Raw genomic sequence first — 13,346 nt, forward strand, 5'->3', positions numbered from 1 at the left:
CGGACCATGAAAGTGCGCAGACACCGTGAGAACCTCACCGCACCGACCAGGTTCGGCCCCGCCCCTGCCCGCTTGGACCGACGCACGAAGAATCTGACGAAACGCCTCCAAGCAGGCGACATCGCCATCATCAAACACTCCGACATCGACCGCATCTCCGCCGAAGCCCTCGTCGCCTGCCGGCCGGCCGCGGTGATCAACGCCGACAAGTCGATCTCCGGCCGCTACCCGAACCTCGGCCCGAGCATCATCGTCGACGCCGGCATCCCCCTCATCGACGCCGCCGGAGCCGATATCTTCGACGCGGTCGACGAGAAAGCCGAGATCTCCATCGAGGGCGCCACCGTGTACGCAGGTGAAACCGAGGTGGCCACGGGAGTCCTGCAGACGTCGGAGACGATCTCCGCGGACATGCACGCCGCCGAAGCCGGAATGAACTCCGTGCTCGTGGACTTCATCGACAACACGATCGAATACATCCGCAAGGACTCCGACCTGCTCTCGGCCGAACTCGTCGTGCCGGAGGTGAAGACGAAGTTCACCGACCGGCATGTGCTCATCGTCGTCCGCGGGTACCACTACAAGGAGGACCTGGCGATGCTGGCCTCCTACATCCGCGAATACCGTCCGCTGCTCATCGGCGTCGACGGCGGAGCCGATGCCATCATCGAAGCCGGCTACCGACCGGACATGATCGTCGGGGACATGGACTCCGTGTCCGACACCGCCCTGACTTCGGGCGCCGAGATCGTCGTCCACGCCTACCGCGACGGCACCGCCCCGGGCACCGAGCGGGTCGAAGCCCTCGGAGTCGAATGCGTGGCCTTCGCGGCCTCGGGCACGAGCGAGGACATCGCCATGCTGCTCGCCGATGACAAGGGTGCCGAGCTCATCGTCGCCGTGGGCACCCACGACACCGTCATGGAGTTCCTCGACAAGGGCCGCAAGGGCATGGCCTCGACCTTCATCACCCGGCTGCGTGTGGGCTCGAAGCTCATCGACGCCAAGGGCGTGTCCCTGCTCTACCGGCAGCGCATCTCCAGCCTGCAGCTGGCCGTGCTCATCATCGCCGGACTCGTCGCTCTCGGTGTGGCGATGACCGCGACCTCGGCCGGACAGACCTTCCTCGGCCTTATCGGCGCCCAACTCGACGGCCTCTTCGGCTGGATCGGCTCCCTCTTCGGCGGCGACCCCGCAGCATCCACCGACTCCGCCGGACTCATCCAAGGACTGACCAGTGATTGATTTCCGCTACCACCTCGTCTCCCTCGTCTCGGTGTTCCTCGCCCTTGCCGTCGGCATCGTCCTCGGTGCGGGACCGCTGAAGGAACCGATCGGGGAGTCCCTGCAGAGCCAGGTCGACGCGCTGCGCTCGGACCGCGACAACCTGCGCTCCGACCTCGACGCCGCCAAGGGCAATATCGACAAGCAGAACGAATTCGTCACCGCCGCGGCCCCGGAACTCATCGACGGCACCCTCGACGGGCAGGAGGTGAGCATCATCGCCGCCCCCGAGGCTGACTCCGAACAGGTCGAAGAGGTCAGCAACCGGGTCAAGGAAGCCGACGGCACCATCGCCGGCGACGTGTCGTTCGTGCCGAACACGCTCAGCCTCGATGATTCCACCCAGTTCCTCAAGCGGCTGCGCACCGTCGTACCGAACCTGCCGAAGGACGACTCGACCGCGATCCGCGCCGCCCTCGTCATCGCCCTGACCGGTGACGCCTCGATGCTCGAAGACGAAGACGATCAGGCCGATGCGGAGAAGCAGGCGGCGAAGCTCTACGACGTCTTCGTCGAAGCCGACCGTCTGCGCACCGACACCGACCACAAGACCACTTCGCTGTTCATCGTCATCGACGATGAGAACTCGAAACTGGCCGAGGACACCGAGCCCAGCCCGAAGGCCACCGACGACAAGGGAACCCGGACCCTCGTCACCGACTTCATCACCGCACTCACCGCCGAAGCGAACTCGGTGGTTGTCGCCGGCGATGCCGGATCGGCGCAGAACGGACTCGTCAACGTGCTGCGGACGGAGAAGTCCCGCGCCAGCACCGTCGACGGGCTCGGCCTCGGCGCCGGTCCCGTCATCACCGTGCGAGCACTGGCCTCCGGAGAAGCCGGAAAGCACGGTCACTTCGGATTCGCCGAGGACGCCGAAGGCATCCTGCCGGGCAAGATCGAAGAGAAGTCGTCCGACGACACTTCGAAGGGAGACGAGAAATGATCCGCTCCATCGTCAGCACCGCCGTCGCCGGGCTCGCCGGCTTCGCCGCGACGAAAGCCGTGCTCAGATCACGGCTGCGCACCCACGATTCCGTGGTGCGCACCAACCACGCCGGACACGACGTCTCGCTCGCCGAAGGCCCTGCCGTCGCGGCGGGACTGGTGGCCGGCAGCCTACTCATCGAAGATACTCGGCAGCGGTCGGCGACCCTGTTGGCCACGGCCGCGGCGGGCAGCCTCGGTGCCGTCGATGACTTCTGCGAATCCGGATCCTCCAAAGGGCTGCGCGGTCATCTGTCGGCCCTGGCCCGCGGGGAGATCACGACCGGGGCCATCAAGGTCACCGGCATTCCGCTCGCCTCGATCGCGGCCGCCGCGATCCTGCGCAGCCGCACCCGCCCGTCCGGGCTCTTCGGCTCCACGCACTCAACTTCTGACCGACCCTGGTACGCGGCCACCGCGGATGTCATCGTCACCGGGGGAGTGATCGCGGGCTCTGCGAACCTGTTCAACCTCCTCGACCTGCGGCCCGGCCGGGCACTCAAGGCCGGAGCACTGACCCTGGCCTTCACCGACCACGATCGCCGCGTGTCCTGGGCACCGTCGGGAGCGATCGCCGGCGCCACGGCGGCTGCCTGGCCCGACGACCTCGCCGGTGATGCGATGCTCGGCGACACCGGAGCCAATGCTCTGGGAGCGGCGATCGGCGTGATCCTCGCCGAAACGGCCACACCGGCACAGCGAACCCTCATCCTCGCTGTGCTCGCCGGGCTCACCCTGGCCAGCGAGAAGGTCTCCTTCACCTCCGTCATCGAATCGACTCCGGGACTGCGGGAGATCGACTCGTTCGGCCGCGAGGATAAGTGAACAAGCTCGTTCGAGTCCTCGCCTCCACGGCGCTGCTCGTATCGATCATCACCCTGCTGACCCGACTGGTCGGCTTCTTGCGCTGGCTGGTGTTCTCGGCAAACGTGGGCGCCGGCACCGTCGGCACCGCCTACCAGAGTGCCAACCAGGTCCCGAACATCCTCTTCGAGGTCGTCGCCGGAGGTGCCCTGGCCGGCGCGGTCATCCCGCTGCTTGCAGTGCCGCTGGCCAGATCGGACCGGGAGACCGCCGGACGCATCGCCTCCGGCCTGCTGACCTGGGCGGTAAGCGTCACCTTGCCCCTGTCGATCCTGCTGGCCGTGTTCGCCCCGCAGATCGCGAGGATCCTCGTCGACACGAAGACGAGCGCCGCGGGAGTGCAGGCGACCGTGGAGCTGCTGCTCATGTTCTCCCCGCAGCTCGTCCTCTACGGAATCGGCGCCGTGCTCACCGGAGTGCTGCAGGCCCACCGGAAGTTCCTGTGGCCGGCGTTCGCCCCGCTTCTGTCCAGCCTCATCGTCATCGGCAGCTATATCGCCTACAACGCCGTCGGCGGCAGCGACGATACCTGGCAGACCCACCTCGGCTGGCTCGGCTGGGGCACCACCGTCGGCGTCGCAGCCCTCGCGCTGCCGCTCGCCCTGCCGATGGCCACGACCGGGCTGAAGCTGCGTCCGACCTTCTCCTTCCCACCCGGAGTCGCCCACCGTGCGCTGCGCCTGGCCGGAGCCGGAATGTCGGCCCTGCTCGCCCAGCAGGCCGCCGTGCTCGCAACCCTGAGCCTGGCCAACCATGTCGGTGGGGACGGCACGCTCGTCCTCTTCAGCTACATCAATGCCGTCTACCTGCTGCCCTACGCGGTGCTCGCCGTGACCGTGGCGACGGTGGTCTTCCCGACCCTGTCGACCTGGGTGGGACGATCCACCGACCCCGAGGCGACCGAGCACAGACGTGCGGAAGCCGGGGTGCGGATGCGGTCGGTGACCTCGACGACGACGGCGCTCATCATCGCCATCGGCGGACTCGGTGCCGTCATCCTGCTCTCGGCCGCGGGCCCCCTGCAGACCTTCTTCATCGCCATCGACGCCGAAAGCGAATCCGCCGCACCCTTCGACTCCATGGCCACGGCGATCATGGTCATGGCCTTGGCCGTGCCCGGGTGGTCCTTCGTGGCGTGGGGCACCCGTGTCTTCTACGCGGTGGAACGCTCCCGCTATTCGGCTGCCGCCACGACGACGGGATGGATCCTCGTCATCGTCGGCATGGTCGGAGCCATCCTCGTCACCGGCTCGAACGGCAATCCCGGACTGACCCTCGTCTGCATCTGCAGCGGATATGTGCTGGGCATGACCGTCGCCGGAGTGTTCCTGCTCGTGAACATGCGCCGCGTCCTCGGCCCCACCGGACTCGCTCTCGTCGGACGTCGGTCGCTGCTCGCGCTCGGGTCCGCCGTCGTCGCAGGCACCGCCGGGGTCGTGACCTCGCAGTGGTTCGGGGGACTCCTCGACAACTCGGCAAGCTCCGCGGTCATCGCCGGAATCGTCGCAGCCCTCCTCGGCTGCATCGTCTTCGGAATCATCGTGCTCGTCGTCGACCGCGGGTTCCTCGGCGAGGTCCGCGGCCTGCTGGCCGACCGAAACCGGGCCGTCGTCAATGACGAGACGACCGTGCATGCCGTCGAAGCGAATTCGGCTGCATCAAGCACCGACAGCAGACCCGGCACGCACAATGGAGACCACGGACCCAGCGACACCGACAGAACCAGCGACACCGACAGGTTCAGCGACACCGACAGGGAGGAAGACTCATGAGAATTGTCTTCACCATCGGCACCTCGACCGGGGGAGTCGGCACCCACGTGCACGCACTCGCCCGTGACCTCGCCGCCGCCGGACATGAGATCGGCGTCATCGGACCGGCCGCCACCGACGAACACTTCGGCTTCTCGCTGCTGCCCGGAGTCCGGTTCGGCGTCCTCGAACTCGGCACCGGAATCGGCGTTTCCGACGCCGCTCTTGTCCGCAGACAGCGCACACTGCTGCGCAGCTTCGCCCCGCAGATTGTCCATGCCCACGGCTTCCGCGCCGGGCTCATCACCCTGTTGACCCTGCGCACGCTGAAGACCCGACCGAAGTTCGTCCTCAGCCTCCACAACCAGGCCAGCGGACAGGGACTGCGCGGACGGGTCGAAACCCGAGTCGAGACGATGCTCGCCCGCGGGGCCGACCTCGTCCTCGGCGCGAGCACCGACCTCGTCGACCGCGCCCGCGAACTCGGTGCACAGACCGCCCGGTTCCTCCCCGCCGCCGCCCCCGAGGTGACCCAAGTGTCCACCGAGGCGGCCGCCGCCACGCGTGCGGCACTGGCCGAGGAATTCGACTTCGATCCCGGGGCACTCATCGTGCTTGCCGTCGGTCGCGTCGCCGAACAGAAGAACTACCCGATGCTCGTGCGCGCACTCGCCCGCCTCGGCGAGGAGAACCGGCAGGGCAAGATCGTCGCCCTCATCGCCGGTGCCGCCGACGAGGAGGTGCTCGCCGGTGTCCGCGCACAGTACGACGCCGTCGCAGCCGCCTCGGCGGTTCCGGCCCTGCATTTCCTCGGACCCCGCGATGACATCGCGGAACTCGCGGCGGCTGCGGACATCTACGCACTCACCAGCGTGTGGGAGGCTCGGGCGCTCGTGCTCCAGGAGGCGCTCATCTCCGGCAAGGCGATCGTGGCCACCGCCACCGGCGGCAGCGCCGAACTCGTCGGCGACGCGGGGATGCTGATCGACCTCGACGACGATGCCGCCTTCGCCGCAGCCGTGGCCGAACTCGCCGTCGATCCGGCCCGCCGCGCCGAACTCGGTGCCAGGGCCCGGGCACGCGGAGCGGAGCTTCCCGATGAGAGGGAAGTTGCCGGAGAACTCGCAGGTCTTTACACGGAACTCGTGCCTGCCCAGGTAGGCTAGAACCAGCGTCGAACGAAAGAAGAGGATGAGGAAATGAGCGAATCCGGCGAGGTCAACCCACTGAGCGCAGACACGAGGATTCTGCACGTGCTCGCCGATACCACCGGTCCCGTCGTCGAAGTGGCGAAGCTCGCCGTGCTCGGTCACCTCCGGGCCGGTTACAAGGTCGCCGTCGCCGCGCACCGGTCACTGCTGGGCACCTTCGGAGTCCCTGAGGAACTGGCCGGCGAATTCCGCGAGATCGAACTCGCAGCACGCAGACGCTTCTCGATGGCCGACCCCAACACCGCCTTCACTCTTCACAAGTACTACCAGCACGTGGACATCGTCCACGCGCACGGACTGCATGCGGCGACGCTCGCCGGACTGGCCTTCACCGGTCTGCCCGCCCGCCTGCACCCGAAGGTCGTCGCCACCATCGAATCCTTCGACTCCGCGAACGTCATCGAGAAGACCGGAGCCGAGATCGTCGGCCGCACGGCCACCGCGGTGCTCGGCACGACCGAACCCGTCGTCGACTACTACGGCGGCCGCGTCCCGGTCGTCGAACGCGCTGAACTCGTTCACCCGGACATCGACGTCGATCTCACCGTGCGCACCCCGCGCGCCGAGGTCCGTCGCGAACTCGGCCTGTCCGAAGGCACCTGGATGGTCGCCAGCCCCATCGCGCTGCGTGACCACACTGCCCTGGCGACGGTCCTCGACGCCGCCGACCAGATCAACCAGCGTCGCCGTGACCGCAAGGTCGTCTTCGTCCTCACCGGCACAGGCAAGGACCGTTCGACGATCTCCCGCGAATTCGCCGACCGCGGCGTCCTCGTGGCACCGGCCGGAGACCTCGTCGATGTCGCGGCCGCCTCGGACGTCGTCATCGCCAGCGAGACGATGACGGGACTGTCCCACGAAGACCTCATGCAGCTGTCGAAGCCCGCGGTCTTCATCGGCAGCGAACGCCGCGCCGGCATCTGGGGAGAGGCCGCGAAGGCCGTTCCCGCCGACGACACGGAAGCGCTGCTGCGTGAGATCAATCATCTTCTCGACGACCCGGCCGGACGCGGAACCTCCGCTGTGGCAGCAAAGAAGCGGGTCATCGACGTGAGCAACGGTGCGGCGATCTCCGAGACGCTGCTCGATCTGTACGCCGAGGTCGACGCCGTCTCGGATTCGTGAGCCGGACTTTGATAGAATCAAATTCCGTGGTGAATCGAACTGGCCCAGGCGGCACACATACGGCAAAGCACATCTTCGTCACGGGAGGCGTCGCCTCCTCGTTGGGCAAGGGTCTGACGGCATCGAGCCTCGGCCATCTGCTCACTCAGCGCGGCCTCACCGTGGCCATGCAGAAGCTGGATCCCTACCTCAACGTGGATCCCGGCACGATGAACCCCTTCCAGCACGGTGAAGTCTTCGTCACCGAAGACGGTGCCGAGACCGACCTCGACATCGGTCATTACGAGCGCTTCCTCGACAACGACCTCGACGGTGCCGCGAATGTGACCACCGGACAGATCTACTCCTCGGTGATCGCGAAGGAGCGCCGTGGCGCGTACCTCGGCGACACCGTCCAGGTCATCCCGCACATCACCGATGAGATCAAGGCACGCATGCGTGCCCAGGCCGAACGCCCCGAGGCGGACCGCCCCGATGTCATCATCACCGAGATCGGCGGCACCGTCGGCGATATCGAATCCCAGCCCTTCCTCGAGGCGGCCCGTCAGGTCCGTCACGACATCGGCCGGGACAACGTGTTCTTCATCCACGTCTCCCTCGTGCCCTACCTCGGGCCCTCCGGAGAGCTGAAGACGAAGCCGACTCAGCACTCGGTGGCGACCCTGCGCTCCATCGGCATCCAGCCCGATGCGATCGTGCTGCGCTCCGACCGCGAGCTGCCGGATTCGATCCGTGCGAAGATCGCCGGTGCCTGCGACGTCGAGACCGAAGCGGTCGTGTCCTGCGTCGACGCCCCGAGCATCTACGACATCCCGAAGGTCCTCCACGACGGCGGCCTCGACGTGTTCGTCATCCGCAACCTCAACCTGCCCTTCCGCGACGTCGACTGGACGAAGTGGGACCGGGTACTCGAACGCGTGCACAACCCGTCCCGGGAAGTCACCATCGGCATCGTCGGCAAGTACATCGACCTGCCCGACGCCTACCTCTCCGTCACCGAGGCGCTGCGCCACGGCGGCTTCGCCAACGACGCGAAGGTCACAATCAAGTGGATCCAGTCCGATGACTGCTCCACCGAAGCCGGCGCCGCGTCGGCACTGTCCGGCCTCGACGCGATCTGCGTGCCCGGCGGCTTCGGCATCCGCGGCATCGAAGGCAAGCTCGGCGCACTCGAATACACCCGCACCAACGGCATTCCGACCCTCGGTCTGTGCCTGGGTCTGCAGTGCATGGTCATCGAGTACGCACGCAATGTCGCCGGCATCGAGGCGGCTTCGTCGTCCGAGTTCGACCCCGAGACCACGGTTCCGGTCATCGCGACCATGGCCGAGCAGCTTTCGATCGTCGAGGGCGAAGGCGACCTCGGCGGCACTATGCGCCTGGGCACCTACGAGGCCAAGCTCACCGAAGGCAGCGTCGTGGCCGGCGTCTACGGCGACACGACGATCAGTGAGCGTCACCGTCACCGCTACGAGGTCAACAACACCTACCGGGATCAGCTCGCCGAGGCGGGGCTCGAGTTCTCCGGGACCTCACCGAACGGTGAGCTCGTCGAATTCGTCGAGCTTCCGCACGATAAGCACCCGTTCTACGTCTCCACTCAGGCGCATCCCGAGCTGAAGTCGCGTCCGACCTCACCGCATCCGCTGTTCGCGGGTCTGGTCGCCGCCGCGCTCGAGCGTCAGTGACCGTTGTCCATCTTCACAACGAATGCCGTCGGCCAGAGCGCCGGCGGCATTCGCCGTTCCACCACCGTCGAGTTTCGAGAGGCAGCCGATGAGCACTCAGCACGATGAGATCCTGCAGGACGATCCGGTGATCCCGCCGATCACCCACTCCGAGGTCGTCTACGAAGGCGCGGTGTGGGACATCCGCAAGGAGACCTTCGACCTGCCCGAGGCGCCCGGACTCGTCCGCGACCTCATGGCGCACACCGGTGCCGTCGGCGTCGCCGTCGTCGATGACCAGCAGCGGATCCTGCTGGCCCAGCAGTACCGGCACCCAGTCCGGGCCAGGCTGTGGGAAGTCCCGGCCGGTCTGCTCGACGTGCCCGGCGAGGACCCGCTCGAGGCGGCGAAGCGGGAACTCGTCGAGGAGGCCGACCTCACGGCCGACCACTGGGACGTCCTCAGCGACTCCTGCCTGACACCGGGCGGCAGCTCGGAGACGATGCGTCTCTACCTGGCCCGCGGGCTGTCCTCCGTTCCCGAAGCCGACCGTCACGAACGCGGCGAAGAAGAGGCGGGCTTCCGTTACGCCTGGGTCGGCATCGACGACGCACTCGAAGCCGTGACCGATGGACGGATCACCAACGCGATCGCCCAGCTCGCGATCTTCCAGGTCGACCGGGTGCTGCGCGCCGAAGCGGCGGGAGCACCGGTGGAGTTCCGTCCCGTCGATGCGCCGAGGCGACTCGTCGACGGCCGTCCCGAATTCGGTCGTGGTGCCACCGTCGAGACGACTGGTTCGGCGTCGGCGGAGACGACCGGTTCCGCTGGTGAGGATGGCCTGTTCACGCAGGTCGGCACGGGCGAGGACTGATAACCCGTGGCCCGGCACGGTGCTGAACTGCTGCCAGAGAATCTGCCTGACGATCTGCGTCGCGGTTTTGCGTCCTATCTGTCCTCCCTGCGTTTCGAACGGGGACTGTCGATGAACTCGATCGATGCCTATGCTCGTGACCTCGCCCGGTACGGAACCTGGCTGACCGAGGACGGGGTGAGCCGCCTCGGCGAGGTCGATCGACAGAAGGTGGAGAGCTATGCGCTCCACCTGCTCGATTCGGGATTGGCACCGCGGAGTCGTGCCCGCGCACTCGTCGCGGTGCGACGATTCCACACCTTCGCCCTCGGGGAGAACCTCGCGCCCTCGGACCCGGCCTCCGAGGTCAGCCCACCGCAGGAAGGACTGCGCCTGCCCAAAGCCTTGGCCCTCGACGAGATCGAAGCGATGATCGCGACCACCGACGGTGACGAACCCGTGCAGATCAGGGCCGCGGCCCTGCTCGAACTCCTCTACGCCACGGGAGCGCGCATCTCCGAGGCCGTGGGAGTCGACCTCGACGATCTCGACCTCGACTCCGGACTCGTCCGGCTCTACGGCAAGGGCGGGAAGGAGAGGATCGTGCCCTTCGGATCCCACGCCTCCCGAGCCCTGGGAGCGTGGGTGTCACGGGTGCGCCCGTCGATGGCGGCGAAAGCGAGATCCTCGGCTCCGGCCGGGGCGCTGTTTCTCAATGCACGCGGAACCCGGCTCTCCCGAGTCTCGGCGTGGCAGATCGTCAAGGACGCCGGAGAGGCTGCGAAGATCGACGCCGAGGTGTCTCCGCATACGTTCCGGCACTCGTTCGCCACGCATCTGCTCGAGGGCGGTGCGGACATCCGCGTCGTCCAGGAGCTGCTCGGCCATGCCTCGGTGACGACGACGCAGATCTATACGAAAGTCTCAGAGGAGACACTGCGGGAAGTGTACGCGACCTCGCACCCCCGGGCGCGGTAGGGTTGGACGTAGAGCAACGAAAGGTGGCCATCCGAGAGATGAATACGCAAGAGGCGTTGGAGATCCCCCAGCAGCGGACCGCAGACGAGCCCCAGGACTTCCCGGAGCCGGCACCCCTGGCTTCGCACGGACCCGCCCGCATCATCGCGATGGTCAACCAGAAGGGCGGGGTCGGCAAGACGACCTCGTCGATCAACCTCGGTGCGGCTCTGGCCGCCTACGGCCGCAAGATGCTGCTCGTCGACTTCGACCCGCAGGGCGCACTGTCGGTCGGACTGGGACTCAATCCCTATGAGCTCGACATCAGCATCTACAACCTGCTGATGAACCCGCGACTGGACCCGCACGAGGTCATCGTCGAAACGGAATTCGACAACATCGACATCCTGCCGGCCAATATCGACCTCTCCGCCGCCGAAGTCCAGCTCGTCGGCGAGGTCGCCCGCGAGCAGGTGCTCGCCCGAGCCCTGTCGAAGGTCGCCGACGAATACGATGTCATCCTCATCGACTGCCAGCCCTCGCTGGGACTGCTCACCGTCAATGCTCTGACCGCCGCCCATGGTGTCGTCATCCCGCTGGAGACCGAGTTCTTCGCCCTGCGCGGTGTCGCCCTGCTCGTCGAGACCATCGAGAAGGTCCAGGACCGGCTCAACCCCTCGCTCGAGGTCGACGGAATCCTCGCCACGATGTTCGACTCGCGGACCCTCCACTCGAAGGAAGTCATGTCGCGAGTCACCGAAGCCTTCGGTGACAAGGTCTTCGAGACCGTCATCAACCGCACCGTGAAGTTCCCCGACGCCTCCGTGGCCGCCGAACCGATCACGAGCTTCGCCCCGAAGCACGCCGGCTCCGAAGCCTACCGCCGACTCGCCCGGGAGCTCATCGCCCGCGGAGGCGCACCCTGAGCGACTCCGTAACAGATGTGGAGGAAGCGGCGTCTGCCTCGAGTGGTGGCGTCGCCTCGGAGGACGCACCCGCGAATGCCGACGTCGTCGTCGGCGATGGCGCTGATTCCGTCACTGACAATGTGCCCGGCGATGACACGGCGCCCGGCGATGACATGGCCTCCGAGAATGACTCTGCGCAGGGTTTCCAGGTGCGGTTGGACAACTTCACCGGCCCTTTCGACCTGCTGCTCGGACTGATCTCGAAGCGCCGCCTCGACGTCACGGAGATCGCGCTGGCCGAGGTGACAGATGAGTTCATCGCCTACACCACTGAGCTGAAGGATCAGGCGAATCTCGCCGAGATCTCCCAGTTCCTCCTCGTCGCCGCGACCCTGCTCGACCTCAAGACGGCACGCCTGCTGCCTCACGAAGACGGTGAAGAGGTGCTCGACCTCGAGCTGCTCGAGGCCCGCGATCTCCTCTTCGCCCGGCTGCTGCAGTACAAGGCGTACAAGTCCGTATCCGGGTACCTGGCCGAAGCGATGGCAGCCGGGTCGATCCGGGCCCCACGCGATGTCGACCTCGAACCGGAGTTCCAGGATGTGCTGCCGCCGCTGGAGCTGAACATCGGTCCCGGTGAGCTTGCCGGAATCTTCGCCACCGTGCTCCAACGCGACCACACCCCGCCGAGTGTGGCCGTCGACCACATCCACCTGCCGCTGGTGAGCGTCTCCGAACAGCGCGGGCACATCCTGTCCCTGCTGCGCGCCGGAGACGTCGACTTCCAGGATCTGCTCGAGTCAGCCGAGAACACCCTGGTCGTCGTGGCGAGGTTCCTCGCTCTGCTCGAACTGTTCAAGGTCGGCCTCTGCGACTTCGACCAGCCCGAACCTCTGGGACGGCTGCTCATCCACCGCACCGAGATGAACGAAGACGGAGTCGACCTGCGCACCGAAGGCGACTGGAGCGGAGACGAAGTGGCCGCAGACAGTGCGGGCGAACTCACTGCAGAGACAGGCGACGACGAAGCGGGCGACGAAGACGCAGATGACGACGACGATGGGGGAGCACAGAATGATCGATGACGAGATCCTCGCCGGCATCGAAGCCGTACTCATGATCACCGATTCGGCCGTCACTGCCGAAGACCTCGCAAGTTCCCTCGGCCTCGATGCGGACACCGTCGAAGAAGCAATCCAGACGCTCAAGGCCGACTACGACGGGGATGAGCACCACCGGCAGCGCGGGTTCGAGATCCGCCATGTCGCCGGCGGCTTCCGCATCTTCTCCCGCGGCGACTACCACGAGGTCGTCAAGGACTTCCTCACGGCCGGGCAGAGTGCGAAGCTCTCCCAAGCCGCGCTCGAGACTCTGGCAGTCATCGCCTACCGGCAGCCGATCTCCCGGCCCCGCATCGCAGCCATCCGCGGAGTCAGCGTCGACGGCGTCATCCGCACCCTGCTGCTGCGCGGACTCATCGTCGAAGCCGGCAAGGAGGCGTCCACCTCGGCGCTGCTCTATGCCACCACGCGTACGTTCCTCGACACGATGGGCATGAACGCGATCGACGACCTGCCCGATATCGCCCCCTACCTGCCCGAAGACGCCGACGTCGCCGAACTCGGCGCCGAGGACACCGAGGTGCTCGCCGAGATCGGCGGCGCCCTTGATGACGATCTCGACGAAGACTCCGATTCGGCCGCCGAGATGTCACGAGTCGCTGATTGATTTGAGAGAAT

General features: G+C 66.8%; 12 protein-coding genes. All 12 read left to right on the plus strand.

The genetic code is table 11. The features are described 5' to 3' along the window. The first annotated feature begins 6 nt into the window (after positions 1 to 6). The 12 genes from steA to scpB all read left to right on the plus strand — a co-directional run bounded on the left by steA (position 7) and on the right by scpB (position 13,335). The gene (gene steA / locus ACSBQT_RS12300) at positions 7 to 1,245 is read left to right on the plus strand and encodes a putative cytokinetic ring protein SteA (protein WP_410711593.1); all 1,239 of its coding nucleotides are present in this window, start codon (positions 7 to 9) and stop codon (positions 1,243 to 1,245) included. After that, positions 1,238 to 2,230: a copper transporter gene (locus tag ACSBQT_RS12305; protein ID WP_410711592.1), complete on the plus strand. Its 993-nt coding sequence runs from the start codon at positions 1,238 to 1,240 to the stop codon at positions 2,228 to 2,230. Before steA ends, ACSBQT_RS12305 begins: the two co-directional genes overlap by 8 nt. Further along, on the plus strand, positions 2,227 to 3,096 hold the full coding sequence (locus tag ACSBQT_RS12310; protein ID WP_410711591.1) for a hypothetical protein: 870 nt from the start codon (positions 2,227 to 2,229) through the stop codon (positions 3,094 to 3,096). The genes ACSBQT_RS12305 and ACSBQT_RS12310 overlap by 4 nt, the downstream gene beginning before the upstream one ends. Continuing rightward, positions 3,093 to 4,907, plus strand: a complete 1,815-nt coding sequence (gene murJ / locus ACSBQT_RS12315; protein ID WP_410711590.1) for a murein biosynthesis integral membrane protein MurJ — start codon at positions 3,093 to 3,095, stop codon at positions 4,905 to 4,907. Before ACSBQT_RS12310 ends, murJ begins: the two co-directional genes overlap by 4 nt. Beyond that, positions 4,904 to 6,052 (plus strand): glycosyltransferase family 4 protein, encoded by a 1,149-nt coding sequence (locus ACSBQT_RS12320; protein ID WP_410711589.1) that lies wholly within the window; start codon positions 4,904 to 4,906, stop codon positions 6,050 to 6,052. Before murJ ends, ACSBQT_RS12320 begins: the two co-directional genes overlap by 4 nt. A gap of 33 nt (positions 6,053 to 6,085) precedes the next feature. Then, complete coding sequence (locus ACSBQT_RS12325) at positions 6,086 to 7,222, plus strand: group 1 glycosyl transferase (RefSeq protein ID WP_410711588.1); 1,137 nt, start codon at positions 6,086 to 6,088, stop codon at positions 7,220 to 7,222. A gap of 8 nt (positions 7,223 to 7,230) precedes the next feature. Further along, complete coding sequence (locus tag ACSBQT_RS12330) at positions 7,231 to 8,910, plus strand: CTP synthase (protein ID WP_410711587.1); 1,680 nt, start codon at positions 7,231 to 7,233, stop codon at positions 8,908 to 8,910. A gap of 88 nt (positions 8,911 to 8,998) precedes the next feature. Continuing rightward, positions 8,999 to 9,763 (plus strand): NUDIX domain-containing protein, encoded by a 765-nt coding sequence (locus ACSBQT_RS12335; RefSeq protein ID WP_410711586.1) that lies wholly within the window; start codon positions 8,999 to 9,001, stop codon positions 9,761 to 9,763. A gap of 6 nt (positions 9,764 to 9,769) precedes the next feature. Further along, positions 9,770 to 10,720 (plus strand): site-specific tyrosine recombinase XerD, encoded by a 951-nt coding sequence (xerD, locus tag ACSBQT_RS12340; RefSeq protein WP_410711585.1) that lies wholly within the window; start codon positions 9,770 to 9,772, stop codon positions 10,718 to 10,720. A 38-nt stretch (positions 10,721 to 10,758) separates the two neighbouring features. Further along, complete coding sequence (locus ACSBQT_RS12345; protein WP_139908278.1) at positions 10,759 to 11,625, plus strand: ParA family protein; 867 nt, start codon at positions 10,759 to 10,761, stop codon at positions 11,623 to 11,625. A gap of 17 nt (positions 11,626 to 11,642) precedes the next feature. Further along, positions 11,643 to 12,692: a segregation and condensation protein A gene (locus ACSBQT_RS12350; protein ID WP_410711584.1), complete on the plus strand. Its 1,050-nt coding sequence runs from the start codon at positions 11,643 to 11,645 to the stop codon at positions 12,690 to 12,692. Then, positions 12,682 to 13,335, plus strand: a complete 654-nt coding sequence (scpB, locus tag ACSBQT_RS12355) for an SMC-Scp complex subunit ScpB (protein WP_410711583.1) — start codon at positions 12,682 to 12,684, stop codon at positions 13,333 to 13,335. Before ACSBQT_RS12350 ends, scpB begins: the two co-directional genes overlap by 11 nt. The last annotated feature ends 11 nt before the right edge of the window (positions 13,336 to 13,346 follow it).

The organism is Brevibacterium sp. H602 (assembly GCF_051172395.1).
Classification (GTDB): Bacteria; Actinomycetota; Actinomycetes; order Actinomycetales; family Brevibacteriaceae; genus Brevibacterium.

Excerpts from the sequence above, each read along its gene's own strand:
- ACSBQT_RS12325 (WP_410711588.1), top strand. The coding sequence starts at position 6,086 with ATGAGCGAATCCGGCGAGGTCAACCCACTGAGCGCAGACACGAGGATT.
- ACSBQT_RS12310 (WP_410711591.1), top strand. The coding sequence starts at position 2,227 with ATGATCCGCTCCATCGTCAGCACCGCCGTCGCCGGGCTCGCCGGCTTC.
- steA (WP_410711593.1), top strand. The coding sequence starts at position 7 with ATGAAAGTGCGCAGACACCGTGAGAACCTCACCGCACCGACCAGGTTC.
- ACSBQT_RS12335 (WP_410711586.1), top strand. The coding sequence starts at position 8,999 with ATGAGCACTCAGCACGATGAGATCCTGCAGGACGATCCGGTGATCCCG.
- ACSBQT_RS12320 (WP_410711589.1), top strand. The coding sequence starts at position 4,904 with ATGAGAATTGTCTTCACCATCGGCACCTCGACCGGGGGAGTCGGCACC.
- ACSBQT_RS12345 (WP_139908278.1), top strand. The coding sequence starts at position 10,759 with ATGAATACGCAAGAGGCGTTGGAGATCCCCCAGCAGCGGACCGCAGAC.
- scpB (WP_410711583.1), top strand. The coding sequence starts at position 12,682 with ATGATCGATGACGAGATCCTCGCCGGCATCGAAGCCGTACTCATGATC.